Below are 24919 nucleotides of genomic sequence, written 5' to 3'. Positions count from 1 at the left end.
TTTATCATAAATAAATTAGTACACTCGTCCTAAATAGCAAAATGATCAAAAAGAGTCAATAATACTAAAGAGTCAAAAGCTGACCCTCCGTGATTATTCTCATGCCCGGTCACGTCCGTAATTACGGACCATGTCCAGAAAATTATTCACAGCCAGATCTATGATCTCGCGGCTTTTGTCATTCCAGCTCTTGTCATGGCCGATAAAAATGGTATGCCCCTCTATCGCCGCGGAAATATAGAGCGACAGCTTTTTAAGGTCTTCCGTTGCAAGGTCGGGCCGGACTTTCTTTACCAGCCCCTCAATGATTTCCTGTTCGCGGATATAGAGGTCCTGAACCTCCCGGTTGACCACCGGATCATGATTCGACATGGCCCAGAGCTCCGGAAAGAATCGGGTGGTTTCCCGGGTCATCAGATCCTGCATCAGATACTCAAAGGCCCTCGCAAGCTGTTCTTCTCCGGACAGGGAGCTATCGGACATAATCTCGCGGATATGATCGTTATAGCCTTCCAGAGCGACATCCAGAAGGACATGCACCAGATCCTGCTTGGTGCTGAAATAATAGGTCAGATTGCCGACGGTCATGTTGCAGCGGGCCGCGACCTTGCGCATTGACAGTCCGGCATAACCTTCTTCAATCAGAAGAAATTGGGTGGCCTCCAGAATCTCCAGCACCTTGGCCGCCTTCTGGTCGGTCAGATCCTGAAAATCGGGATGTGTGAGTGTTAATTTGCGCATGTGCCTCTTTGCCCGACTATATTGTCGCCTGTTTTATTGTGTTCGCTCTTTATACAGCAGACAAGTAAAAAGCGCGACCCGAAGGCCGCGCTTTCGCTCATAACAATTTCCGTGAGATCAGAAATTATAAGTCAGGTTGACACCCCAGGTGCGCGGCATGCCGTAATATTTCTCGATCAGACCGAACAAACCGCCGTTGCTGGGACTGCCGGACAGGTCAAAGGTCTGCACCACATAATTCTTGTCGGTGAAGTTCTTCACAAATGCCCGGACACTCCAGTTTTCATCCGGTGAATAGTAAGTCACGGACGCATTGGCAACAAAGTAGCTGTCCTCGGTGGACGCCGGGGCATTGGTCAGGGCAAAGTAATGTTTATCACGATACTGACCATCCGCCTGCACAGCCAAGCGACCTTCGCCGGCGTCAAATTCATACCGGATCAAACCGTTCAGGTTCCATTTCGGTGTTTGCACCGGTGACAACTCTGTGTCTGCCGGGAAGATTGCCGGAATGTCTGTAACACCATCTCCATCGATGTCCACATCAAGCGTAAGGCCGGGTACATCCGTCACTTTCACATCGGTATAGGCGATGCCAAAGTTCAGGTCGAGGCCGTCAACCGGATTGGCCTGGATTTCCAACTCGAAACCCTTGTTTTCAGCTTGCGCATTCAGGGTAGAGGTATCCAGCCCGATAATGGAGAAGGCCTGGTAGTTGTTGTAGTCATAATAATAGGCGGCTGCATTGACGCGCAGGCGCCCGTCCATGCCGTCCCATTTGAAGCCGAGTTCGAAGGCATCCAGTTTTTCCGGATCGTAAGTCATAAAGAATTCTTCAACCGCGAATTCACTGGGTAGCAGCGGTGAGTTATAGCCGCCGGATTTCACGCCCCGGTTCCAGCTTGCATAAACCAGCAAATCTTCACTTGGTGTGTAGTTTACCTGCGCCCGGGCCGACCAGTTGCTGTCGCTGCGGCTATGCTCAAAGGGAACATTTGGCAACCCCGGGGTAATCACCTCTGCATTAGGGTCCAGGCCACTGCTGGCCGTATCCGGGTAAAACATATATAGATTGTTGTAATAATGAGATTTATCTTCTTCGATCCAGCGGAAGCCACCAATTAACGCCAACTGGTCTGTAATCTGGTAGTCCAACTGGGCGAACAGGGACCAGGTTTCCGTATCAGTTTGATAGGGATTGTAGACGCCGTTGAACGGAACATCGCCCGCCAGTGCCTCCCAGAGGCCCGGCGTAATTCCCCCGTTGGAATCGTCAACCTTCAGGTCCATATAATAGAATCCGGTCACCCATTTCAGGTCACCACTCTCACCGTTGAGGCGCAGCTCCTGGGAGAACTGTTCCGCGTCGGTGGTCAGGAAGAAGTTGAAATAGTTGGCCGGTGAAGCATCGGAATCCTCGATATAGTCACGCTTCACAGTCTGGAAGTCGGTAATACTGGTCAATGATCCCCAATCCTGGTCCCATTTGATGGTCGCGGAATAACCTTCGGTATCCAGGATATTGTGGCCCTGACGATCGTAATCACCGGCAAAATTATCACCGTCCGTATCCACATAACCGCCAAGATCCGGATTCGGCACGCCCGGCGTAGCTTCACTAGTCGGGAAAATAGCCGATTCAAACTCAAAGAAACCGGTACGGATGTCCTGCTTGCCGAAACGGGCATTGAGCAGGATCTCCAGTTCGTCTGTCGGCTGGAACAGCGCCTGCAGACGGCCGGCTGTTTCATTGGCGTTATTCAGTTTTGAATCAGGCTTCAGGCGGTTGGTCACATAACCGTCACCCTGATGGGTAGCGAAAGAGGCCCGCAGGGCAAATTTATCGGTCACCGGAATGCCAACGGCGCCCTGGAATTTCATCCGTTCGAAGCTGCCATAGGAAACGCTGCCGTAACCGTTGAATTCTTCCAGATCAGGTTTAACGGTAATGTAATGAACCAGACCACCGGTGGCGTTACGGCCGAACAGAGTGCCCTGCGGGCCGCGCAGAAGCTCTACACGGTCAACGTCAAACAACAGGAAGCCGGCGCCGGACATCTGGCTGATATAAACCTCGTCCACATAGACAGCCACCGGGCTTTCCACGTTGGTGGTAAAATCATTGTTGGCTACACCGCGAATACCAATCGCATAGTTGGCTTCACCGTTCGGCTGCAGGGTGGCAACCCCGGGGGCCAGGGAAGTCACTTCCTGGGCGTTGGTATAACCAAGCGCTTTCAGCTGGGAACCGGAAAGGGCGGTGATGGCAATACCCACATCCTGTGCGGACTGTTCGCGTTTCTGGGCGGTAATGACGATTTCATCCATAAAGATGGAACCGCGTTTTTCTTTTTCTTCTTCCTGGGCGTATGCGCCGGAAGTGGCCAGAGCGGCCAGCGCCGTTGAAGCAACAAGAGCCGCTTTAAAGGCGGAATTTCGTATGGTGTCGGATTTTTTTTTCAGCATATGTCTCTTCCCTTGGTCGTTATGGGATGGATCAAAAGAAATGACCTCCCTCTGGGCATTTCTTCACCCCGTCCATCAATGGACTTATGTACGGAGACCACAGTCTCACAGTTAAATTATAGCGGTTCCAGGCGACCTTCCACCAGTAGACAAAGGGATCAAAAAGATCACCGGGTCTGATACTATAGTATTAAGCCTCGATTTTGTCATCCTCTCTATAAAAGTTCCTCCTATTTTACAACAAGTTAGTGACATCTTCAATAATCCATCCCTGCTAGTTCTGTGATCCCAAGGTCTAGTTTCCCACTGTGGGCTTACATGGAATAATTCATTCTGATGTTCTGCGCCGGTGCCTGTATGGCAATCCTCCCGTCCAGCGGGCAAATAGCGCGTGTACAAACAGAAACAAAAGTCGACAAAAATACAGGAATGGAGAGACACATGGACGCGGTTACCGACAGCAAGGCTGCACTGGGAGAAAAAGCCAGGAATTTTGTATCCAACACCCGAAAAATGCTTATCGACGGTAAATGGGTATCTTCCGTTTCCGGAAAAACCTTTTCCACAATCGACCCCGCGACAGGCTCGGTTATCACTGACGTCTGTGAAGGCGACAAGGAAGACATCGGTCTGGCCGTCATGGCCGCCCGCCGCGCCTTTGAGGACGGTCCCTGGGTCAAGATGATCCCCAGCCACCGGGAACGGCTGCTGCACCGCCTTGCCGACCTGATCGAGGAAAATGCCGAAGAGCTGGCCGAGCTGGAAGCGCTGGACAACGGCAAAAACAAAGCTATCGCCCAGGCTGTTGACATCGGCATTGCCATTGAAACCTTCCGCTATATGGCCGGCTGGCCCAGCAAGATTACCGGCGACGTGCTTCCCCTGAGTGTGCCCATTGCGCCGGATCAGGACTTTTTCGGTTATACCCTGCGCGAGCCGGTGGGTGTGATCGGCCAGATCATCCCCTGGAACTTCCCGCTGCTGATGTGTGCCTGGAAGCTTGCCCCGGCCCTTGCCTGCGGCAATACCATCGTGCTGAAACCGGCCGAGGAAACTCCGCTGACAGCCCTGCGGCTCGGTGAACTGATTTGTGAAGCCGGTTTCCCCGATGGCGTTGTCAACATTGTCCCCGGCTACGGACATACGGCCGGCGCCGCGCTTACCGCCCATCCCGAAGTGGACAAGATCGCCTTTACCGGCTCTACCGAGGTCGGCAAGATCATCGCCCGCGAAGCGGCTGACAGCATGAAAAAAGTTTCCATGGAACTGGGCGGCAAGTCCCCGGCCATCATCATGCCCGATGCAGATCTGGAGATTGCCATTCCGGGCGCCGCCAGCGCCATCATGTTCAACCAGGGTCAGGTCTGCTGCGCCGGTTCACGGCTTTATGTGCCTGACAATCTCTATGACGCTTTCCTTGAGGGCATGACCGAAAATATTTCCTCCCTGAGCATTGGTTCCGGTCTCAATCCGGAAAATATGGTCAATCCGCTGGTTTCCGAAATCCAGCTGGAACGGGTCATGAACTACATCGATATCGGACGCCAGGAAGGCGCTTCCGTGGTGACCGGCGGCAAACGCAGGGGCGATACCGGCTATTTCGTTGAACCCACTATTCTGGCGGAAACCAGTCAGGATATGAAAGTGGTCCAGGAAGAAATCTTCGGCCCGGTGGTCTGTGTCCAGCGTTATTCAGATGTCAGTGAAATCGTAAAACTTGCCAATGACACCATTTACGGCCTCGGCGCCAGCCTCTGGACCCGCGATGTCGGAAACATCGTCAAGATTGTGCCAAAAATCAAAGCCGGCACCGTCTGGGTCAACTGCCACAATATTCTTGATGTCGCCATGCCATTTGGCGGCTTCAAACAGTCCGGGTACGGACGCGAACTGGGTAAGGAAGTTCTTGAACTTTACACCCAGACCAAGTCAGTCTGCATTATGGCGTAAATCTTCGCCTTGCTCTCTGACTTGTCTCCCAAGGCCTCACGACCTTAAACGACTGGAGGTCCTTTCCCGGTGAAAGGACCTCTTTTTTCTGGCGATCAGGCAAGAACCGGATAGAATTGGCAGCAGGTAACGAACAAACGAGTGAAAATGACAGAGTGTATCGACGCAGAAATTAAACGGGCTTTTTCCCTCTCGCGGGATGAACGAACTGCCGTGCGTGAACTCTATGACGGACTGTGCGCCGGGGAAGAGAAACCGGAAGCCGTAATCTTCTTCTGCTCTCCCGAATATGATACTGCCATTCTCGAACAGGAACTGAACCGGCAGTTTGGCGATATACCGCTGATCGGCTGCACCACAGCCGGCGAAATAACGCCTGAAGGATATCATACCGGGTCAATCACCGGCGCCGCCTTCAGCCGGGAACATTTCACCTGTGTCAGCAAACGCTATGACGCCATCAGCAACTTCAGCATGCAGGACGGCATCGAATTCGGACGCAGTCTGCTGGAACAGCTGGGCAAAATCACCGACAAGGCCGGCGGATCCAACAGCTTTGCTTTCATGCTGATCGACGGACTGAGCGGCGCCGAGGAACGGGTCACCGCCTCGCTGGGCAGCGAGCTTGGTGAAATCAACCTGATTGGCGGATCCACGGCTGATAATTTCAAGCTCATACAGACGCAGATTTTCCATGAGGGAAAATTCCGGACCGACAGCGCCGTGGTCACCCTGTTTCATACCGACCTGCCCTTTCAGGTTTCCTATACCCACCATTATGTGGCCAGCGACGCCAAGGCCGTTATCACCGAAGCAGACCCTATCACCCGGGAGGTTCTGGAAATCAACGGTCTTCCCGCCACGGTGGAATATGCCAGATTGTGTGGCGTGGACGAAAAAGATCTGGACCTTCTGGTGGCCAGCAATCACCCGGTGATGGTCAAGGTGGGCGGGACCTATTTCTCCCGCGGGGTGATGGGAATTTCCCATGACACCCAGAGCATCAAATTTGCCTGCGCCATTGACAAAGGTGTGGTCTGCAGCATTGCCCGCCCCGATGATCCCCAGCGAAATCTTGAGAGCCTGTTCCGGGACATCGAAGCCGAGATCGGGCCACCGGCCCTGGTGATCGGCTGCGACTGCGCCGCCCGCAAGATGAACTTTCAGGTGCGTGGCATCCTGGATGAGATGTCAGGCATTTATGCCGCTCACAATGTGATCGGTTTTGCTTCTTTCGGGGAACAATATAATACCCTGCATATGAACAATTCTTTTTCCTGTGTCGCCATCGGTAAAAAGGCGCGCAGCCATGACTGAACACTCACGTCGACTGTCCGATGAGGAAATCAAGCGGCTGGTTCTTGAAAATGTCCGCCTTAACAAAACCGTTCAGGCGCTGATGGAACGGGTCGAGCGGGACATGGACCAGCAGCGGGACAGTTTTTCCCTTTTCCAGACCGCCATCAACCTGGAAAAAACCGTCGAACTCCGGACCCGGGAACTGAAAATCCTCAACGCCCGGCTCCGCGAGGAACTTGATGTCCGTGAGAAAGTGGAGGACGCCCTGCGGATTGCCAAGCAGCAGGCGGAAGACGCCAACCTGAGCAAGACCAAATTCCTCGCCACAGCAAGCCATGACCTGCGTCAGCCGCTCAATGCCGCGCGGCTTTTCCTGGAAACGCTGGAAACGGAAAGCGCCGACAAAAACCAGGAAACCATCATGCGGATCAGCACGTCGCTGGATGCGCTTGACGACCTGCTCAGTGTCCTGCTCAATATTTCCCAGCTTGACGCCGGCGGCATCAAACCCAACTTTACCCATTTTAGGATCCAGGACCTGCTGGACAGGATTGTGCCTGAATATGTGAAAACCGGTGAAACCCGCGGACTGGAAGTGAAGATGGTGCCCTGTTCCGCCGTCATCCATTCGGACGAGCGACTGCTGGAAACCATCATCCGTAACTTTCTCAGCAATGCGGTGCGCTATACCAAACAGGGACGGATTCTGGTCGGCTGCCGGCATACGGAAAACGGGATCATGATCTGCGTTCATGACACCGGTATCGGTATAAGGGAAGACAAACTGGAAGCCATTTTCGAAGAGTTCACCCAGGTGCACGAGGATCGCAGCATCGGTACCCGGGGGATCGGCCTCGGCCTGTCGATTGTCGACCGGATCACCCGCCTGCTGGGCCTGCCGGTCCATGTGGCCTCTGTCGAGCACAAGGGGTCCAGATTTGCCGTGACTGTCCCGACGGGGAATGAACAGGATGTCCTGACTGACCGGACCAGGCGCCCGGTAACCTCCAACCTGCCCGAGCTGATCCGGGATCGCGTGGTCGTCGTCATCGACAATGACCTGCAGGTGCTGGACGGCATGCAGGCCCTGCTCAGGAGCTGGGGATGCCATACCGTCGCCGAACCCACCGCCGAAGCCTGCCTGGTCCGACTGATCGGAAATGACCAGGTGCCGGCCATGATCATCGCCGACTATCATCTCGACGGCGGCATCACCGGCCTCGACGCAACAACTGAAATACAGGCGGAGTTTGAACCTTCCATTCCGGTGATGATCATCACCAGCGACCGGGACCGGCAACTGGCGGAGAAAGTGGCGCAGCTGAATATCCCGCTATTGCACAAACCGGTAAAACCCTCCCGCCTGTCCGCCCTGATCCATCATATTCTGACAGAAGAACGAAGCAAAACTCAGGCCTGAGCAATCAGGTTTTTGGCCGCAATGACAGCCTGCAGGCGGTTATTGACCTGCAGTTTTCTGAGGATTGCGGAAACATGCGCCTTGACGGTGATTTCGGAGATATCCAGTTCGTACGCAATGACCTTGTTGGGCTTTCCTTCCGCCAGCAGTTCCAGAACCGCCATCTGACGGGGCGTCAGGCTGGCCTTGTCCGCATCCATCACTGATACACCGGATGCTGAACCCGGCATATGATCCGGTGAGCGCTCTCCGCCCCGGCCCAGGGCCTGGGACGGAATATAGCTGTTGCCGCTGCGCACCAGCCTGAGGGCATTGCGCATGACTTCCCGGGAGGAGGATTTGGGCAGATAACCCATGGCGCCGTAGGAGAAACTCTCGCGAACGGTTTCGTCATGATCGGTTGAAGAAACGATGACAATCGGTGTTGACGGCAGCTTGTTGCGCAGGCTGATCAGACAGGAAAATCCCTCGGCGCCCGGCAGCAAAAGGTCAAGGAGGATCATATCGAACCCGCCGGCGACCTCTGTCGCCTCCAGGGTCTCCGATGCGTTGCAGACTTCAAGACAGTCCACTGCCTCCTCATAGACGGAACGCACAATATCGCTCAATGCTTCCCTGAACAGAGGGTGATCGTCCGCGATCAGAACTCTGTTAGATGTCATGCCTTCATCCCGACGTTAAAACTTCCCCTTTTTTGAGCTTACGTTATTCTAGTCGCGTAAACAATCCTTATAGGTTTCACGCAGGGTTATTTTCTTGATTTTGCCGGTTGCCGTCAAGGGCATTTCATCAACGAAAAAAACCCGGTCCGGCATCCACCATTTGGCGATTTTCCCATCCAGGAAAGAAAGGATTTCCTCTTCTGTCGGCGGCGTGCCCGGTGCCGCCCGGAGGATCAGGATGGGCCGTTCCTCCCATTTGGGATGATAGACCCCGACAACCCCGGCCTGCAGCACCTTGGGATGGCCAACCGCCAGATTCTCGATATCGATGGAGCTGATCCATTCGCCGCCGGACTTGATCACATCCTTGGCCCGGTCGGTGATCTTGATATAGCCGTACCGGTCCAGGGTTACCACGTCACCGGTCGGAAACCAGCCATCGTCATCCAGTAGCTCACCGCCGTCTCCGCGGAAATATTCCGCCACCACCCACGGACCGCGCACCCAAAGGTCACCATAGGTCACACCGTCCCGCGGCACCTGGTTGCCCTGTTCGTCAATCACCTTGATTTCGAGACCATATTGCACCCGGCCCTGCTTGCTGAGAATCTGTTCCCGTTCGTCCGCCGGCAACCGGTCTACTTCCGGTGTGGAGGACGCCACCGTTCCCAGCGGACTGGTTTCCGTCATACCCCAGAGCTGAAGCACCTTCACGCCATAGCTGTCGAGAAACTTTTCCGTCATCGCCCGGGGCACGGCAGAGCCGCCGATCATGGTGCGGCTGAGGCTGTCCACCCGCTTGCCGGTTTCCTCCAGATACTGGAACAGCATGGTGAAGACCGTCGGCACCGCGCAGGAGAAAGTGACCCCTTCTGTCTCGATCAGCTTCTGAATGCTCTCCCCGTCCATTTTCGGTCCCGGGAACACCAGCTTGGCACCAAGCATGGGGGCGATATAGGCCAATCCCCAGGCATTGCCGTGATACATGGGAGCAATGGGCATGATCACATCATAGACCGACAGGCCGAAGGCGCTGTTCTGGGCCGCCCCCAGGGCATGAATGATGGTTGAGCGATGGGAATAAAGAACTCCCTTGGGATTCCCCGTCGTTCCGGATGTATAACAAAGTGAGGAAGCGCTGCGCTCGTCAAACTCCGGCCAGTCGAGTTCATCACTCGCATCGGCGATAAACTCCTCGTAACACAGAACATTTTTCAGAGTTGTTTCCGGCATATGATCCCGGTCGGTGAGGATGACGACGCCTTCCACATGGCTGAACGTGGGAGCCAGCCTCTCGACAACAGGGACAAAATCCAGATCAACAAACAGATAGCGGCCCTGGCCGTGATTGACGATATAGCTGATCTGTTCGTCAAACAGGCGCGGGTTGACCGTATGCAGCACGCTGCCGAGACCGGATACGCCGTAAAACAATTCAAAATGGCGATGGGTAGTCCAGGCGAGGGTGGCGATCCGGTCCCCGGATTTCACCCCCAGCTTACCCATCAGGGCATTAGCCAGCTTTTTAGCCCGCTTTTCCGCGTCAGCATAGGTATAGCGATGAACCGGCCCCTCAACGGTCCGTGTGACAATTTCCGTGGTTCCGTGATATTCCGCCGCATAGCGGATCAGGGAGGAAATCATCAGTTCATTCTGCTGCATCAGGCCTGGTATGGTCATCTATTCACTCCTGCCGCCCGTCCTCAGGCTGTTTTCTGTTCATCGAGATCGAGTTCCTCGATCATTTTATCGCGCATGATGAATTTCTGGATCTTGCCGGTCACGGTCATCGGGAATTCATCAACAAAGCGGATATAGCGGGGGATCTTGTAATGGGCGATCTGACCCTTGCAAAAGCCGACGATCTCTTCTGCATCGGCTTCCTGTCCGTTCTTGAGGCAGATCCAGGCACAAAGCTCCTCGCCATATTTGTCATCGGGCACGCCGAACACCTGCACGTCCTGGATTTTTTTATGCCGGTAAAGGAATTCCTCGATCTCGCGGGGATAGATATTCTCCCCGCCCCGGATCACCATATCCTTGACCCGGCCGACGATGTTGCAGTAGCCCTCGTCATCAAGAATGGCCAGATCGCCGGTGTGCATCCAGCCGACCTCGTCAATGGCCTCGGCCGTGCGTTCCAGATCGGCCCAGTAGCCTTTCATGACGCTATATCCCCGGGTCATCAGTTCCCCCTTGACCCCGGCGTCAGTTACCCGGCCCTGGTCATCCACCACCTTGACTTCCACATGGGGATGGATGCGGCCGACCGTGGACACGCGTTTTTCCAAGCTGTCGTCACCGCTTGACTGGAAACTGACCGGGCTGGTTTCGGTCATGCCGTAAGCGATGGTCACTTCCGACATATGCATTTGGGAGACCACCCGTTTCATCACCTCGATCGGACAGGACGCCCCGGCCATGATGCCGGTGCGGAGGGAGGAAAGATCAAAACTGTCAAAGTCCGGATGATCCAGTTCAGCGATGAACATGGTCGGCACCCCGTGCAGGGCCGTGCATTTTTCCTCCGCCACCGTCTGCAGGGTCAGCAGCGGATCGAAGCCGTCATTGGGATAGATCATGCAGGCGCCGTGGGTCACACAGGTCAGGTTGCTCATGACCATACCGAAACAGTGATAAAGCGGTACCGGAATGCAAAGCCGGTCCTGTTCGGTGAAATTCATGGCCTCGCCGACAAAAAAGCCATTGTTGAGGATATTGAAATGGCTCAGTGTCGCCCCTTTGGGCGAGCCGGTGGTGCCGCTGGTAAACTGGATATTGATGGCGTCGTCCGGATCGAGGACCGGTTTCAGTTCCTCCAGCCTGTTGCGGTGACTGTCATTTGCCAGTCCCGCAACATCTGAAAAATTATAACAGCCGGGGGTTTTATCCTCGCCCAGACGGATCACACATTCAAGCTCCGGCAGTCTTTTTGCCTTCAGTGAACCCGGGGTGCAGGTCGCCAGCTCCGGCGCCAGATCAGTAATCATGGCCATATAGTCGCTGGACTTGAAGCTGGCCGCCGTCACCAGGGCCTTGCAACCCACCTTGTTGAGCACATATTCCAGTTCCGCCCGCCGGTAGGCCGGGTTGATATTGACCTGGATGATGCCGGCCTTGGCCGTGGCGAACTGGGTAATGACCCATTCGGCGCAGTTGGGCGCCCAGACCCCGACCCGGTCGCCGGGCTCGAGCCCCAGCGCCACAAGTCCGGCGGCAAAGTCATTAACCTGCTGTGCAAATTCCTGATAGGTCCAGCGGATATCCTGGTGACGCACCACCAGGGCCTCCCGCTCGCCATAAAGATCCACCGCCTCGTCAAAGGCTTCACCTATGGTCTGATACCGCAGGGGTTTGTCCGAAATCCCGTTTACATAGCTTTTTACAAGCTTTTGCATTCTATACCTCCACTATATATGCTGAACTTATCGTTTTTATTCAGGCAGGTCCATTGGACCTAGGGTTAGACTCCCCGGTTCGCAAACATCATTCTTTAGTATAACCCTGGAAGAATCGACGTCCATAGGGGGATTCCGTCATAGCGTGAATATCAGCGGGGATTGATTCTCCTGAGGATATACCGCTATAACTTCCCGCGCGAAGAGAATCAGGAACCCCGTGGAATGACTGCCCAAAAGATCAGACTGTTTATTGATGCCGACGCCTGCCCGGTCAAGGAGGAGGCGCTGAAGGTCGCCTATCGCCATGAGCTGGCCGCCTATCTGGTCAGTAACCAGTGGATGCGCATGGAAGTGGGACCACTGGTGCAGAAAATCGTTGTTTCCGACGGAGCGGACGCCGCCGACGACTGGATTGCAGAACATATCACCAACAATGACATCGCCATCACCGCGGACATTCCGCTGGCAAAAAGATGTCTGGATGCGGGCGCCGCCGCCCTTGGCCCCACCGGCCGGGCCTTTTCCGAGGAAAATATCGGCATGGCCGTGGCCATGCGCGACCTCAAGGCCCACATGCGCGAAACCGGCGAAAGCAAAGGCTATAACCCGACCTTCAGCAAGGCCGACCGGTCGCGCTTTCTGGAAGCCCTGGAAAAGGCTGTGCGGGAAAAACTCAAAGCCCGGTGACTATTCCATCCGCTCAATCAGAGTGCGCAGCACATGCTTGAGGACCTGCTCTTCCTTGTCGCTATAGCTTTTCAGGATCTGTTGTTCCTGCTCCTTTGATTTGACCAGAAGATCCGAGACCATATCCCGGCCCCGGCCGGTAATGCGGATCAGGGTGGACCGCCGGTCATCGGGGGAATTATGCCGCCGCACCAGGTCTTCACCCTCCATGCGGTCAAGGATCTTGGTCAGGGTCGGCTGCTTCATCAGCACCGCCTTGGCCAGCCGGCCGATGGGCATTTCATCGGTATCGCTGAGCGCCGCCAGAATGCGCCAGCGCCCCCGGTCGATCCCGGCCGCCTTCAGGGTATCGCTGAAATCCTCCGCCACCAGATGGCTTGCCCGGGCCAGCAGGTGGGAAAGATAGTCATCAAGAAACCCGGACTTGGTCGTTTTAGTCACTTATATACCTTTGTATGAATTTTCATAATTTTACTTTTCATGTATTCTACCCTGTGTTAGGCTTAATGTCTATTGATTCAGGGTAATAAAATGCAAACAGTCTTTGACGTCTTTTCACAGTCGGTGAAAAACTACGGGGATCGCCCGTTTCTCCATATTCCCGCCTCCGCCGCCCGCGGCTACAGCGACGGGGCACTGGACTATACCTATGGGGAAATGAACGGCGAGGCAGAGAAACGGACAGCGGCCTACCGGAACGCCGGATATGGCCCGGGACACCGGGTCGCCATCCTGCTGGAAAACCGGCCGGACTTTTTCTTTCACTGGCTGGCGCTGAACGCCCTCGGCGTCGGCATTATCCCGCTGAACGGCGAGGCAAGCCCGCAGGACATTCATTATATTATCTTTCACGGTGATGCGGACCTTGTGGTGTCCCTGCCGGAAAAAATGACTCTGGTGCAGGAAGCCCTCGACCTGGAAACAGATGCAGACCGCCCCCCGCTGTGCGCTTCTGACCTCAATGACCTGCCGGCCGCAGACCGTCCTGCCGAGACCTTTACCCCCGACAGTACCACCGAATGCGCTATGCTGTTTACCTCCGGCAGCACCGGACAGCCCAAAGGCTGCGTACTCAGCAATGAATATTTCACCGCCTTCGGTGACTGGTACCGTAATGTGGGCGGTTATTGCGAACTCAAACCCGGCGAGGACCGGCTGTTGACACCCCTGCCGCTGGTGCATATGAATGCGCTGGCTTGTTCCACCATGGGCATGATGGCGGTTGGCGGCTGTATCATCCAGCTCGACCGCTTCCATCCGGGAAGCTGGTGGAAGAGCGTGCGCGACAGCGGCGCCACCATCGTCCATTACCTGGGTGTGCTGCCGGCGATCCTGCTGAATATGGACCCGACCGACGACGATACCGCCCACAATGTGCGCTTCGGTTTCGGGGCCGGGGTCAATCCCAAACATCATGCCGCCTTCGAGGAACGCTTCGGCTTTCCGCTGATCGAGGCCTGGGCCATGACCGAATCAGGCTGCGGCGGCTGTATCATTGCCAGCCATGAGCCGCGCCATGTGGGTGAATGCTGTTTCGGCAAAGCCACCGACCAGGTTGAATTCCGGCTTGTGGACGATGACGGAGTTGATGTGGAAAAAGGCCTGCCCGGCGAGCTTCTGGTCCGGGCGGCGGGCGACAATCCGCGCTGCGGCTTTTTCGACCATTATCACAAAAACGAGGACGCCACCGCCGAAATATGGGAAGATAACTGGCTGCATACCGGTGATATTGCCCGGCAGGGCCCGGACGGGTCGCTTTATTTTGTTGATCGCAAAAAAAATGTGGTCCGCCGCAGCGGCGAGAATATCTCTGCCCTTGAGGTGGAAAATGTGCTGCTGCTGGATCCCGCCGTCGACAGTGTCGCCGTCGCCCCGGTTTATGACGAGATGCGCGGTGACGAGGTCATGGCCCTGATCGTGCCGAAAGCAGGACAGACGGCCGGTGAGCCGCTGGCCCGGGAAATTTTCGACCGGTCCATGGAACAACTGACCTATTACAAGACACCGGGCTATATCGCTTTTGTCACCGAGATGCCGCTGACGGCCTCGAAAAAGCTCAAACGCGGCGATGTGAAAACACTGTGCGGCAAACTGGTGGAAGAAAAAAATGCCATTGACTTGCGGCATCTGAAAAAACGACCGAAAAAACAGGGAGCAACGGCCTGATGAGCAGAATGTCTGCCAAAAAACCGGCTTCTTATGACGGTGTCGCCCTGGTGGCGCCGGTCACAATCCCCTATGTGCGTTTCAGCGACCACGGCGCCCAGTGGTTTTTCGGCCGGGCCTTGGCGGAACTGGTGAAAAGCGCCGGTATTGACAAGCAGGATATTGACGGGCTGGCCGTCTCCAGCTTTACCCTGGCCCCGGATTCCGCCATCACCCTGACCCAGTATTTCTCCCTGACCCCGCGCTGGATCGAACAGGTTCCGCTCGGCGGGGCGTCGGGCGTAGTATCCCTGCGCCGGGCCGCCCGGGCCATCCAGTCGGGGGACGCCGAGGTGATCGCCTGTATCGGCGCCGACACCAGCAAAAAGGAAGGTTTCAAGGAACTGGTGGAAAATTTTTCAACCTTTTCCGCCGCCGCCTCTTATCCCTACGGGGCCGCCGGTCCGAACGGGGCCTTTGCCCTGATCACACAGAATTATATGGATCGCTTCGGCGCGAGACGGGAAGATTTCGCCCGCATCGCCCTCAGCCAGCGCCACAACGCGCAGGCTTACGACCATGCCCTGATCAAAAAGCCCCTGAGCCTGGAAGCTTATCTGGACGCCCGGCCGATCGCCGGACCGCTGCATATGTTCGACTGTGTCATGCCCTGCGCCGGAGCGGAGGCCTTTCTGGTCATGTCGGTGGAGCGGGCAAAGTCGCTTGGCCGGCCCTATGTCATCATCCGCGGCGCAGACGAGCTGCATAATGCCTATACCGACGAAGACCCGATCCAGTACCGCGCCGGCTGGGATATTTTCGCCCCCGGCATGTATGAGCGGGCCGGGATTGGGCCAAAGGACATGGACCTCTTGTATACCTATGACGATTATCCGGTGATCTCGATGATGCAGATGGAGGATCTGGGCTTCTGCGCCAAGGGCGAGGCTGCCCGCTTTGTCCAGGATAATCCACTGACCTTTGACGGCGGCGGCCTTGTCCATAACAGTTCCGGCGGCCAGCTGTCCTGCGGCCAGGCCGGTTCCGCTGCCGGATATATGGGTGTCGTCGAAGCCATGCGCCAGTTGACCGGCACCGCGCTGGGCCAGCAGGTCAAAGGGGCAGAACGCGCCCTGGTCAGCGGTTACGGCATGATCAATTACGACCGCGGCCTGTGCGCCACCGCCGCCATTCTGCAAACGGGAGAAAAAGCATGACCATCAAGCTTCCCGTCTGCACCTGCTGCGGCAAAACCCAGTATCCGGTCCGGGAAATCTGTGGCGAATGTCTGTCGGACGACCTGAAATGGATGGACATCCGGGCCGAAGGCGAGCTTCTCGCCTCGGTGCCGCTGTACCACAGTCTGGACGAATTTTTCCAGGACCGCCTGCCCTGGACCATTGGTTCGGTCCGGTTGGAAGACGGCACCGTCATGATGGTCAACCTCGGCGGGGAAGATATGGAATCCGGCACGGAAGTCAGCCTTTCGGCCGAACAGGATCACAAGGGCCGCAGCGTTTATTGGGCCCACAGGAAGGAAGAAGAAAATGACTGAACGCCCCGCAGCCGTTGTTACCGGCGGCAGCGCCGGTATTGGCGCCGCCATCAGCCGTCACCTGCTGGACGCCGGCTATGACGTGATCAGCCTGGCTCGCGGCAAACCGGATTTTGACCATAAACACCTTGCCTACCGGGAAGTGGATCTGGCCGATCCGGACGCGACAAAAGAAGTCGCCGGTGAACTGGCCAAAGAGTTCCAGATCACCTCACTGGTCAATAATGCCGGCGTCATCCGCCCGTCCCTGATCGAGGAGGTCAGGCTGGAAGACCTGGATTACCTGACCAACCTGCACCTGGGCGCCGCCATCACCCTGACCCAGGCGTTTCTCCCAGCCATGAAAAATGCCGGCTTCGGCCGTATCGTCAATATGTCGTCCCGCGCCGTGGTCGGCCTGCCGACCCGGACCAGCTATGCCGGGACCAAGGCCGCCATCATCAGCATGACCCGCACCTGGGCCATGGAGCTGGGCAGACACGGCATCACCGTCAACGCCATTGCCCCCGGCCCCATCGTCACCGACATGTTCACCGACGTCATCCCCGAGGAAAGCGACCAGGCACGTGCCCTGGCCGACAGCATCCCCGTCAAACGACTGGGCAATGTGGATGACATCGCCGAGGCCACCCTGTTTTTCCTGAAACCGTCGAGCAGCTTCATCACCGGCCAGACTTTGTTTGTCTGCGGCGGCAGCAGCCTCGGTTCAATTTCGCTTTGAGAGGAGTAAGATCGATGCATCATACGACTGAAGACATTAAAAAACTGGTGGAGCCGGCCCGGATTCACCGCAGCGTCTATACCGATCCGGAGCTGTTCGACCTGGAGATGGAGCGCATTTTCGGCCGCGCCTGGATTTACATGTGCCATGAAACCCAGATCCCCGAGTCCGGCGACTTTCTGACCGTCAATATCGGCAAGCGACCGGTCATTGTCGCCCGCGACGGCAAGGGCGAGATTCACGTCATGCATAACCAGTGCACCCACCGCGGCGCCAAGCTGGAAGGCAAACCCTGCGGCAAGGCCCGCATTTTCCGTTGCTGCTATCACGGCTGGACCTTCAAGACCGACGGCACCCTGATGGGCGTGCCTGACAAGAAAGGCTATGACGGCACCGAATTCGACATCCATGATCCGAAAATGAGCCTCAGGCAGGTGCGCACCGAAAGCTATCGCGGTTTCGTCTTCGCCACCCTCGACAGCACCATGGTCGATCTGGAAAGCTTCCTCGGTGACGCCAAAACCTCCATCGACAATATGATCGACCGCTCACCGGACGGTGAACTGGAAATTGCCGGCGGGGTCTTGCGTTATCGCCATAACTGCAACTGGAAATTCTTTGTCGATAACCTGAACGACACCATGCATCCGATGGTCACCCACAAGTCGGTCGGCGACGCCTGTCACGCCTATATCAAGGAACTGCCGAACCCTGACGAATATTCCCGCGAGGCGGACATCATCTCGCCCTTCGGTTCCAGTTACGAATTCTTTGACGAAATGGGTGTGTCCGTCGGCCCTTACGGCCATGGCTACACCGGCGGCCAGATGAGCATCCACAGCGAATACCGCGACATCCCCGGTTATATGGAAGCCATGTACAAGGCCTACGGCGAGGAAAAAACCCACCAGATCCTGTCCATCAACCGGCACAACACCATCTATTATCCGTCGCTGACCATCAAGGGCGCCATCCAGTCGATCCGCATCGTCCGTCCCATTTCCCACAATGAGACCGAGATCGAAACCATGACCTTCCGGCTCAAGGGCGCGCCGGACGAGATGCTGCAACGGACATTGCTCTACAGCCGCCTGATCAATTCCCCCTCCTCCATGGTCGGCAGTGACGATCTGGAGGCCTACGTGCGCCTGCAGGAAGGCCTGCAATCGGGCGGCACCGAATGGGTCGACATGCAGCGGTACCTGAACAAGGAACAGCATCCGGAGGGTCACATGACCCGGGCCATCGGCACCAGCGATATCAGCCTGCGCAACCAGTATCACGCCTGGCTCGACTATATGATCCGGGAAGACAAGAAGGAGGCCGCGTAAGATGAGTACTCAACCCGATATACAGGAACTCGAGGCCTTCCTCTATCACGAGGCCGATCTCTTGGACAGCCTCGACCTCCGCGCCTGGATCGAATTGTTTACCGAGGACGGCGATTACTGGATGCCGGTGACGCCGGACCAGGCTGACCCGCTCAACCATATCTCGATCTTTTATGACGACCGGGCGATGATGACCATCCGCTATCATAACCTGGATCATGCCCAGGCCCCGTCCAAGCAATATCCGGTGAGAAGCTCGCACCTGCTGGGCAATGTCCGGCTACTGGAGTTTGACGAGGAGACCGGCAACTGCACGGTGAAGTCGAACTTTCAGGCCGTAACCTTTTACCGGACCCAGACCGTCTTTGCCGGCACCTGCACCCACACGCTGGTGCGGGAGGGAGAGACATACAAGATCAAGCGCAAGCGGGTCGACCTGATCAACTGCGACGCCTCGCACGGCTCGATTATCAGTTATATTTAGACCTTAGTGTCCCCTGAAACAGAAAAGCCCGGAAGATCCCGGGCTTTTTTCTTTTTTCTCACTGAATTATAGCATAAGCTCATTTACCTCTTTTGGCAGAAAATTACTACTTTAGAGATAAAATATCTTATCGGGGCATGGAATACAAATGACAAAATATGCTAAAACTGAAGTAGATCTCCGTGAACATCTCAAGCAAACTTACCAGAGCTTGTGTCTATCAAATCATGGTTACGATCAAGGTTTTGTTGGCGAAGCAGCTAGAATTGCTCAATGTATACGTGTATTGGTTCATGATACCAATAGTTCTCACTCATTATTAAGCCAACTCAACAAAAAAGATATTCCTTTCCACTCTACTCCAATGGAAGATAACAAAGGTAATTTGCTTGAAAGTCACCATCTTGTTTATATGAGATTTGGAGCAGGCGATGACATATTCGTTCCTATCCTCGACGACAATCCTACACGGCAGCCTTTTGACAAAATAAAATTTAATTCTTGGTGGAAACAAGTTGTATCAAGGTTTCCAAGTACAATCGAGAACCCTGTAAAAGGTGCAACATTGAGTCAAGCTGGTACAATTTCCAGAAAACAACTGGTTCTAACAATGGCGAATAAAGATGGCGGTGCGCACGTTGACCCCGTCTTGACATCACATTACGCAAAAATGTCTAAATTTAACAAAGGCGGTTGGATTTTAGGTGGAGGAGGAAAACCAGACCGGTCTCCAACACATGGACCTCAATACGCAACTGTTCGACAAATTGGCCACGAAATCAAATTAACACTAGAACATAATTTTAGTGATCTATGTAATCCAGTTTGAATATCAACAAAATAAGCTTGGATACTCATCCCAAAACCCTCACCACCCCGACCGTGGCAAACAGGATCGCGACGGCGATATGGGCGTAAGTCATCAGCAGGCGGCGCATCAGCGCCTCGCCTGCATAAACCACAGGCAGGGCCATGCCGCTCAGGCGGATTTTCGAATTCGGGATTTTGGTTTGCGGGGGCCGGGCAGGTCAAGGGATGTGGACGCCGGGGCCAGGTCACGGGCAAGCGCCGCATCCAGAACGGCCGGCGCAAGGATCAAAGTCCTGATCTCGCCCGGATGTTGCCGGCTCGGTTGCAGGTTCATCATGCAGGAAACCCGGTGAAAGGCGTTAAAGGACAATCCGTCCAGAGGGGCTTCCTCTGTTTCCACGAGATAATTGCCGGCGGGCAACAGGTCATCATACCCCTCAAGGGTAAAGGGTCTGTTGAAGGTCACGGTCTTGTGGCTGGTGCGTGTTATCATCATATGCTCTTGCGGGTGGATGGATCATAATGTCAGGCGCAGAATTGTAGTAGAAGGAGAGAACCTGGGTCCTCTCCCGCGGAAGGATTACGACTTTTCAGTGACTGCGGCTTTGACCGGAGCATCGGCAGGTTTAACCACCGGACCGGAAACCGGCTGTGCCGCCACAGGGGCGGGACCGGAAGTTTTGTCGTTTGAGGCTTTATGAGTGGTGGAAAATGACTTGTAGGACATGTGACATGCCTTTCCTGTAAAGCAGCAAAAATCTGCTGCTGGCCTTTTATATGGGGCGCCCCGGAACAGGTTACAAGGAGAACACGACAGTATCTTTTCCGGCACTGTATCAGAAAAAAATCGTCACCATCCCCACCACCGCAAACAGGATCGCCGCGGCAATATGGGCGGCTTTCATGGGCAGGCGGCGCATCAGGGCCTCCCCCATATACACCACCGGCACATTGGCGATCAGCATGCCCAATGTGGTGCCCAAAGTCACGATTAGGACGGAATCATATTGTGCGCCCAGCACTACGGTGGCCACCTGGGTCTTGTCACCGATTTCCGCCAGGAAAAACAGCACCAGCGAGGCGACAAAGGCCCCGTATTTATCAAACTTGCCGTCGCCGTCACCGTCCTTGTCCGGGATCAGCAGCCAGAAGGCCAGCAGGATGAAACTGCCGCCGACGATCCAGCGGCTGATGTCCTCCGGCACGTAACCCACCGCCCAGTTGCCGGCCCAGGCGGATATGCCGTGGTTGATGAGGGTCGCCACCAATATGCCCATGATGATGGCCATCTTGTTGCGGTAGCGGGTGGCAAGGAACAGCGACAGAAGCTGGGTCTTGTCGCCGATTTCGGCCAGCGCCACGGTCAGGGTGGAAGTGAGAAAAGGGTCCATGATTTACATTATTCACTCATCTTGCGCCTGCGGCTCCAGTACCACCACATCCGCTGTTCCCTGGGCAGGTTCGCATCCCGGGCCTGGGCGATAGCGCAGTTGAAGACATCGAGGCAGCAGATATCATGTTGCTCCCCGGTCTCCAAACATAACCGGCGGTAAAGATCTTCCCCGTCGCAATCCTTCAACTGGTTCACCGTGGTGATGCCCAGCAACTCGAGATCCCGGACCGTGGCCGGGCCGACGGAAGTTAAATCGATTAGTCTTCGAGGATCAATAACGGACATCCCAACTTTCCTTCACTAATATGAAAGATGAAGCCTATCACACTTCCCGAAACATCAGGCCTCTTCCCGCTTCCATAAGGGTGCGGTCAGGCGGCGTTTGCCGTCATCGGTCTTGCTGATCCCCGGCTCGTCGAGCGCCTCCCGGTCCCAGAGCTGGCAGGTCACCACCTTGTGCTTCTGGTCGAGGCCTTCGCAGTAATTGGTATATTTGCAGACATTGACCGCAGCGCCCGCACCGGTTTTCACCTTCAGGAACCAGTCCGGGTCGGCCATGGCCTGGCGGGCGAGCCCGATCACATCGGCCTTGTCGGCGGCAAGGATATCCTCCGCCTGATGAAAGCCGTGAATGCCGCCGGCCACAACGACAGGCGTGTTCAGCCCGGCCTCGCGCAGGCTCTGACGGATATGGGCCGTGGGCTCCACATTGCGGCCGTAGGGGCCTTTGACATCGGAGATAAACTGGGGCATGCATTCATAGCCGCTGGGCCCGGTATAGGGATAGATGGCGTCACCGACGCGGGGCTGCAGCGCATCCTCGAACTTGCCGCCGCGGGAGAAAGACAGGAAATCCATGCCGGCTTCGGCAAATCTTTTGGCATAGAATGTCGTATCTTCCAGCGTGCTGCCGCCGTCAATGCAATCCTCCGACAGCATGCGGCAGCCGAGCACATAATCATCCCCCACCGCCTGGCGGCAGGCGTCATACACCTCCAGCGGCAGGCGCACCCGGGCCTCGGGCGAGCCGCCGTAACCATCGTCCCGCGTGTTCAGCTTTGAGAGGAAAGAGGCCATGGTATAGGCATGGGCGTAATGCAATTCGACCCCGTCGAAGCCCGCTTCCTTCGCCCGGCGCGCCGCATTGGCGAACAGCTCCGGCAAGACCTCGGGCAGATCGCGAATATGGGGCAGCTCGGTATCGGTCACCCGTTCCCGGTGGCCACGCTCCAGATCTTCCTGCTCCCGCGGGTCGAGGATCTTGTATAACTCCTCATTCTCCAGCACCATCAGGGCCTCACGCACCGTCTGTTCGGACCAGTCTTCCGCCCCCAGCGCCGCACGATGGGCATCTGTGATCCTGAGGAACCGGCCGAGGAATTTGTCCCGGGCCGGACGGCGGCGGATGGACAGGAAATCGATGATCTGGATATACAGCTTTGTTTCCCCGCCGCTGGCGTGCTTCACCGCCTCGACAATGCGTTTGAGCCCCTCGATATAGCGGTCATGGCCGATCCGCAGCAGCGGGCCGGAGGGCACATCGCGGATGCCGGTGGCTTCCACCACAATGGCGCCGGGCCGTCCCCTGGCAAAACGTTCATACCATTCCACCACCGCATCGGTGACCTCGCCTTCTTCCGTCGCCCGCCAGGGCACCATGGCCGGAATCCAGGTGCGCTGAAGAAGCTCCAGATTGCCGTGCTTCAGCGGGGAAAACAGACGCGACGAGGCGACTTCTTCGACACTCGGCCAGACACCCGGATCGGGCAGGCATTTGATCTTTTCAGGCGGTTTCCACATGATTTAAACTCTTTTACTTCGGGGCGTGCGGGCAGCGGCTCAGGTTCTCCCGCATGTGTTTGAGGGTCTGCATGAACTGTTCGATTTCGTCCTCGCTCAGACCCGCCACCGCAGATTTATAGATATTGGCATTGACGGACAGCGCCGTCTTCAGGGCTTCCCGTCCCTTGTCGGTGATGAAAACCTGGACGTTTCGCTTGTCCTGTTCCCAGGCCTTGCGCTCCACCAGGCCGTCCCGCTCCATCCGCTCCAGCATCCGGGTCAGGGTCGACATTTTGATCACCCCGCGCCGGGCCAGCTCCCGCACCATGCTGGGGTTTTCGTCCCCGAGCAGGCAAAGCACCCGCCACTGGGTCTGGTCCATGTCGACATTCTTGAGCGCCTGCGACATCTCGGCAACATAGGTGGCCGAGGTCCGGTTCAGATTATAGAGCGGATAGTCGTCCAGGTTAAAGTCTGCGTCGCCCGGTTTCTTGATCACTATGTTGCTTCCTTGTTGTTTCCGTATCCCGTCCGGCTCAGGCCGCCGAACGTGTCGACCCAACATGGTCCAGTGCCGCCTGAAGGGCAACACCTTCTTCATCTTTCAGGGCAGCCGATTTCAGGGTTTTCAGGCTTTCCACCGCATCGTCCCGACCTTTAAAATCTTCATAGGCCGTCATAATCCGGGCCACATTAGTCAGACCCCGCTCATGGGTTCCGCTGTATCCCTTGATCAGCCGCTGCATCCCGGCCATTTCACAGCCCAGATCATAGTCAAGACGGGCGGCTTCCATCACTTTCCCGACCCAGGCTTCAATGCGGGCTGCCTCTTTTTTATAGCGCAGGCTGCCTCGGCGCATGCCCTTGAGGCTGCTGAGTGTGTAAAACAGCAGAAAGCCGGGCAGCCGGGTTGTGGTAATACGACGCCCCTTGCCCATAAAGCGGCCAAAGAAGGCCCGCCAGAATCTGCTGTTGAGCAGATGATTGCCAAGACCGGCCGGCAGGATGTCACACAGTTCCTCGAGCCGCGGATGCAGATATTCGGACACGTCGACAATCTGGCCTTCATCCGCTTTCACTTCATCGCGGAAACGCTCGAAGCGGGACGCCCGCACCTTCAGGTCGGCGACCCGGATGGTATCGTCATAGGCCATGGCCAGCGCCAGATATCGCGCCATGCTTTTGGTCAGGGCCCAGCTTCTTTTCTCTCCGCCGAGTTCCTTGTCCAGGGCCGCAATCTTTGCCAGACGGTCGAGATAAAGATCGGCATAGGCCGGATCCTGATAATCCACCAGCTTTTTCATTCCTTCGGTGATCAGGTATTGGGCATGGCCGGGAAAGTCTGCTTTCATCCGCTGCAGCAACGGCGCCACCGCCGGTGACGGCTGGCCTGACGGCTCTTTCGCGGCCTGAATTTCCTCCACGGGGATTTGACCCTGCGCCCGCTCAAAGCCGAGGGCAAAACCGCGCAGGTTGGCCTCCACCGCCTTTTTGGTGTCCTCGATGGTTTTTTCAAAGTCACTGCGCTCGAACGGCAGGGCATTGGCCCCGGCCAGCGCCCCGAACAATACCGAACTGATCACCGAGCCCACGGAACGGGCGGCCGTATCCATGTCAAAACAGATGAATTTACAAGCGCTTTTTTCCGACAGGCGGCGTACATTATCCAGTTCGCGGCGGCCGTCGCCCATTTCCTGCTTCTCGACAATGGCATAATCCCGGTGATCGGAAGCCAGAAGCGTCGTCTTGTCGGTGACAAAACCGCGCACCAGGGCCCGGCCTGCCTCCATCATCTCGGAGGCAATGACGATATCCACATCGCCCGGAATCGGCGTCAGGGCCAGCACCGGTTTCCTGCCCGCCTGTTCGGCCAGGTGAGCCGGGAACAGCTCGATATAATAAATGGTCGCCCCGGTCCGCTGGGCCACACCCGGTACCGACGTATATTGCGCCATATAGCCTTGGGTCTCGGCTAGGTCGAGGATCCATTTGGACAAAACGCCGCCGCCCTGCCCGCCCATGGCGATGATGGCGATATTGATGGAGCGGTCTTTTGAAAGCTGTGTCATGTC

24 protein-coding genes are annotated in these 24919 nt (G+C 56.2%); 11 read left to right on the top strand and 13 right to left on the bottom strand.

All coding sequences use genetic code 11. The features are described 5' to 3' along the window. Nucleotides 1-99: 99 nt before the first annotated feature. Nucleotides 100-741 (bottom strand): TetR/AcrR family transcriptional regulator, encoded by a 642-nt coding sequence (locus ACORNT_RS05115; RefSeq protein WP_321396260.1) that lies wholly within the window; start codon nt 739-741, stop codon nt 100-102. Between the two features lie 117 nt (nt 742-858). Beyond that, nucleotides 859-3207, bottom strand: coding sequence for a TonB-dependent receptor (locus ACORNT_RS05110; protein WP_321396257.1), 2349 nt, complete (start codon nt 3205-3207; stop codon nt 859-861). A gap of 441 nt (nt 3208-3648) precedes the next feature. Here ACORNT_RS05110 and ACORNT_RS05105 point away from each other — a divergent pair, with 441 nt between their 5' ends. The 3 genes from ACORNT_RS05105 to ACORNT_RS05095 all read left to right on the top strand — a co-directional run bounded on the left by ACORNT_RS05105 (nt 3649) and on the right by ACORNT_RS05095 (nt 7876). Further along, complete coding sequence (locus tag ACORNT_RS05105) at nt 3649-5157, top strand: aldehyde dehydrogenase family protein (protein WP_321396254.1); 1509 nt, start codon at nt 3649-3651, stop codon at nt 5155-5157. A gap of 147 nt (nt 5158-5304) precedes the next feature. Next, nucleotides 5305-6474, top strand: coding sequence for an FIST N-terminal domain-containing protein (locus ACORNT_RS05100; protein ID WP_321396251.1), 1170 nt, complete (start codon nt 5305-5307; stop codon nt 6472-6474). Then, nucleotides 6467-7876 (top strand): hybrid sensor histidine kinase/response regulator, encoded by a 1410-nt coding sequence (locus tag ACORNT_RS05095; protein ID WP_321396249.1) that lies wholly within the window; start codon nt 6467-6469, stop codon nt 7874-7876. Before ACORNT_RS05100 ends, ACORNT_RS05095 begins: the two co-directional genes overlap by 8 nt. Here ACORNT_RS05095 and ACORNT_RS05090 read toward each other — a convergent pair. The 3 genes from ACORNT_RS05090 to ACORNT_RS05080 are packed head-to-tail and all read right to left on the bottom strand — an operon-like array spanning nt 7867 to nt 11936. Further along, nucleotides 7867-8538, bottom strand: coding sequence for a response regulator transcription factor (locus tag ACORNT_RS05090; protein WP_321396246.1), 672 nt, complete (start codon nt 8536-8538; stop codon nt 7867-7869). The genes ACORNT_RS05095 and ACORNT_RS05090 overlap by 10 nt on opposite strands. Nucleotides 8539-8586: 48 nt before the next feature. Next, complete coding sequence (locus tag ACORNT_RS05085; protein WP_321396243.1) at nt 8587-10218, bottom strand: long-chain-fatty-acid--CoA ligase; 1632 nt, start codon at nt 10216-10218, stop codon at nt 8587-8589. 23 nt (nt 10219-10241) lie between these two features. Beyond that, nucleotides 10242-11936, bottom strand: coding sequence for an AMP-binding protein (locus tag ACORNT_RS05080; protein ID WP_321396241.1), 1695 nt, complete (start codon nt 11934-11936; stop codon nt 10242-10244). 225 nt (nt 11937-12161) lie between these two features. Here ACORNT_RS05080 and ACORNT_RS05075 point away from each other — a divergent pair, with 225 nt between their 5' ends. After that, nucleotides 12162-12626: a YaiI/YqxD family protein gene (locus ACORNT_RS05075; protein ID WP_321396238.1), complete on the top strand. Its 465-nt coding sequence runs from the start codon at nt 12162-12164 to the stop codon at nt 12624-12626. Here ACORNT_RS05075 and ACORNT_RS05070 read toward each other — a convergent pair whose 3' ends face one another. After that, nucleotides 12627-13067 carry a MarR family transcriptional regulator gene (locus ACORNT_RS05070; protein WP_321396235.1) on the bottom strand — a complete coding sequence of 147 codons (441 nt, stop codon included), beginning with the start codon at nt 13065-13067 and terminating at the stop codon, nt 12627-12629. Between the two features lie 90 nt (nt 13068-13157). Between ACORNT_RS05070 and ACORNT_RS05065 the strand changes: the two genes are divergently transcribed. The 7 genes from ACORNT_RS05065 to ACORNT_RS05035 all read left to right on the top strand — a co-directional run bounded on the left by ACORNT_RS05065 (nt 13158) and on the right by ACORNT_RS05035 (nt 19691). Next, nucleotides 13158-14792 carry an AMP-binding protein gene (locus ACORNT_RS05065; RefSeq protein ID WP_321396232.1) on the top strand — a complete coding sequence of 545 codons (1635 nt, stop codon included), beginning with the start codon at nt 13158-13160 and terminating at the stop codon, nt 14790-14792. 8 nt (nt 14793-14800) lie between these two features. After that, nucleotides 14801-15988 carry a thiolase family protein gene (locus ACORNT_RS05060; protein WP_420717546.1) on the top strand — a complete coding sequence of 396 codons (1188 nt, stop codon included), beginning with the start codon at nt 14801-14803 and terminating at the stop codon, nt 15986-15988. Next, entirely contained in the window at nt 15985-16326 is a 342-nt protein-coding gene (locus tag ACORNT_RS05055; protein ID WP_321396226.1) for a Zn-ribbon domain-containing OB-fold protein, read from the top strand. Before ACORNT_RS05060 ends, ACORNT_RS05055 begins: the two co-directional genes overlap by 4 nt. After that, on the top strand, nt 16319-17047 hold the full coding sequence (locus tag ACORNT_RS05050; RefSeq protein WP_321396222.1) for an SDR family NAD(P)-dependent oxidoreductase: 729 nt from the start codon (nt 16319-16321) through the stop codon (nt 17045-17047). The genes ACORNT_RS05055 and ACORNT_RS05050 overlap by 8 nt, the downstream gene beginning before the upstream one ends. 14 nt (nt 17048-17061) lie before the next feature. Continuing rightward, on the top strand, nt 17062-18378 hold the full coding sequence (locus ACORNT_RS05045; RefSeq protein WP_321396219.1) for an aromatic ring-hydroxylating dioxygenase subunit alpha: 1317 nt from the start codon (nt 17062-17064) through the stop codon (nt 18376-18378). Between the two features lies 1 nt (nt 18379). Then, complete coding sequence (locus ACORNT_RS05040) at nt 18380-18862, top strand: aromatic-ring-hydroxylating dioxygenase subunit beta (RefSeq protein WP_321396216.1); 483 nt, start codon at nt 18380-18382, stop codon at nt 18860-18862. 148 nt (nt 18863-19010) lie between these two features. Next, nucleotides 19011-19691 (top strand): hypothetical protein, encoded by a 681-nt coding sequence (locus ACORNT_RS05035; protein ID WP_321396213.1) that lies wholly within the window; start codon nt 19011-19013, stop codon nt 19689-19691. A gap of 150 nt (nt 19692-19841) precedes the next feature. Here ACORNT_RS05035 and ACORNT_RS05030 read toward each other — a convergent pair whose 3' ends face one another. From ACORNT_RS05030 to ACORNT_RS05000, 7 genes are all read right to left on the bottom strand, one after another. Further along, nucleotides 19842-20168, bottom strand: coding sequence for a hypothetical protein (locus tag ACORNT_RS05030; protein ID WP_321396210.1), 327 nt, complete (start codon nt 20166-20168; stop codon nt 19842-19844). 84 nt (nt 20169-20252) lie between these two features. Next, nucleotides 20253-20399, bottom strand: coding sequence for a hypothetical protein (locus tag ACORNT_RS05025; RefSeq protein ID WP_321396207.1), 147 nt, complete (start codon nt 20397-20399; stop codon nt 20253-20255). A 109-nt stretch (nt 20400-20508) separates the two neighbouring features. Beyond that, the gene (locus ACORNT_RS05020; RefSeq protein ID WP_321396204.1) at nt 20509-21063 is read right to left on the bottom strand and encodes a TMEM165/GDT1 family protein; all 555 of its coding nucleotides are present in this window, start codon (nt 21061-21063) and stop codon (nt 20509-20511) included. Between the two features lie 8 nt (nt 21064-21071). Next, the gene (locus ACORNT_RS05015) at nt 21072-21350 is read right to left on the bottom strand and encodes a helix-hairpin-helix domain-containing protein (RefSeq protein WP_321396201.1); all 279 of its coding nucleotides are present in this window, start codon (nt 21348-21350) and stop codon (nt 21072-21074) included. A gap of 54 nt (nt 21351-21404) precedes the next feature. Beyond that, the gene (locus ACORNT_RS05010; RefSeq protein WP_321396198.1) at nt 21405-22865 is read right to left on the bottom strand and encodes an NADH:flavin oxidoreductase; all 1461 of its coding nucleotides are present in this window, start codon (nt 22863-22865) and stop codon (nt 21405-21407) included. A gap of 13 nt (nt 22866-22878) precedes the next feature. After that, on the bottom strand, nt 22879-23346 hold the full coding sequence (locus ACORNT_RS05005) for a MarR family transcriptional regulator (RefSeq protein ID WP_321396195.1): 468 nt from the start codon (nt 23344-23346) through the stop codon (nt 22879-22881). Between the two features lie 37 nt (nt 23347-23383). Then, a complete protein-coding gene (locus ACORNT_RS05000) occupies nt 23384-24916 on the bottom strand; it encodes an indolepyruvate oxidoreductase subunit beta family protein (RefSeq protein WP_321396192.1) in 1533 nt (510 codons plus the stop codon). Nucleotides 24917-24919: the final 3 nt, after the last annotated feature.

The sequence above is a fragment of the Emcibacter sp. genome (assembly GCF_963675455.1).
Taxonomy (GTDB): Bacteria; Pseudomonadota; Alphaproteobacteria; order Sphingomonadales; family Emcibacteraceae; genus Emcibacter.
This window is presented reverse-complemented; position numbering and strand designations above follow the sequence as displayed.

Excerpts from the sequence above, each read along its gene's own strand:
- ACORNT_RS05050 (WP_321396222.1), top strand. The coding sequence starts at position 16,319 with ATGACTGAACGCCCCGCAGCCGTTGTTACCGGCGGCAGCGCCGGTATT.
- ACORNT_RS05035 (WP_321396213.1), top strand. The coding sequence starts at position 19,011 with ATGACAAAATATGCTAAAACTGAAGTAGATCTCCGTGAACATCTCAAG.
- ACORNT_RS05115 (WP_321396260.1), bottom strand. The coding sequence starts at position 741 with ATGCGCAAATTAACACTCACACATCCCGATTTTCAGGATCTGACCGAC.
- ACORNT_RS05080 (WP_321396241.1), bottom strand. The coding sequence starts at position 11,936 with ATGCAAAAGCTTGTAAAAAGCTATGTAAACGGGATTTCGGACAAACCC.
- ACORNT_RS05105 (WP_321396254.1), top strand. The coding sequence starts at position 3,649 with ATGGACGCGGTTACCGACAGCAAGGCTGCACTGGGAGAAAAAGCCAGG.
- ACORNT_RS05030 (WP_321396210.1), bottom strand. The coding sequence starts at position 20,168 with ATGATGATAACACGCACCAGCCACAAGACCGTGACCTTCAACAGACCC.
- ACORNT_RS05015 (WP_321396201.1), bottom strand. The coding sequence starts at position 21,350 with ATGTCCGTTATTGATCCTCGAAGACTAATCGATTTAACTTCCGTCGGC.
- ACORNT_RS05100 (WP_321396251.1), top strand. The coding sequence starts at position 5,305 with ATGACAGAGTGTATCGACGCAGAAATTAAACGGGCTTTTTCCCTCTCG.
- ACORNT_RS05025 (WP_321396207.1), bottom strand. The coding sequence starts at position 20,399 with ATGTCCTACAAGTCATTTTCCACCACTCATAAAGCCTCAAACGACAAA.
- ACORNT_RS05010 (WP_321396198.1), bottom strand. The coding sequence starts at position 22,865 with ATGTGGAAACCGCCTGAAAAGATCAAATGCCTGCCCGATCCGGGTGTC.
- ACORNT_RS05095 (WP_321396249.1), top strand. The coding sequence starts at position 6,467 with ATGACTGAACACTCACGTCGACTGTCCGATGAGGAAATCAAGCGGCTG.
- ACORNT_RS05065 (WP_321396232.1), top strand. The coding sequence starts at position 13,158 with ATGCAAACAGTCTTTGACGTCTTTTCACAGTCGGTGAAAAACTACGGG.
- ACORNT_RS05000 (WP_321396192.1), bottom strand. The coding sequence starts at position 24,916 with ATGACACAGCTTTCAAAAGACCGCTCCATCAATATCGCCATCATCGCC.
- ACORNT_RS05055 (WP_321396226.1), top strand. The coding sequence starts at position 15,985 with ATGACCATCAAGCTTCCCGTCTGCACCTGCTGCGGCAAAACCCAGTAT.
- ACORNT_RS05045 (WP_321396219.1), top strand. The coding sequence starts at position 17,062 with ATGCATCATACGACTGAAGACATTAAAAAACTGGTGGAGCCGGCCCGG.
- ACORNT_RS05075 (WP_321396238.1), top strand. The coding sequence starts at position 12,162 with ATGACTGCCCAAAAGATCAGACTGTTTATTGATGCCGACGCCTGCCCG.
- ACORNT_RS05110 (WP_321396257.1), bottom strand. The coding sequence starts at position 3,207 with ATGCTGAAAAAAAAATCCGACACCATACGAAATTCCGCCTTTAAAGCG.
- ACORNT_RS05085 (WP_321396243.1), bottom strand. The coding sequence starts at position 10,218 with ATGACCATACCAGGCCTGATGCAGCAGAATGAACTGATGATTTCCTCC.
- ACORNT_RS05020 (WP_321396204.1), bottom strand. The coding sequence starts at position 21,063 with ATGGACCCTTTTCTCACTTCCACCCTGACCGTGGCGCTGGCCGAAATC.
- ACORNT_RS05060 (WP_420717546.1), top strand. The coding sequence starts at position 14,801 with ATGTCTGCCAAAAAACCGGCTTCTTATGACGGTGTCGCCCTGGTGGCG.
- ACORNT_RS05090 (WP_321396246.1), bottom strand. The coding sequence starts at position 8,538 with ATGACATCTAACAGAGTTCTGATCGCGGACGATCACCCTCTGTTCAGG.
- ACORNT_RS05040 (WP_321396216.1), top strand. The coding sequence starts at position 18,380 with ATGAGTACTCAACCCGATATACAGGAACTCGAGGCCTTCCTCTATCAC.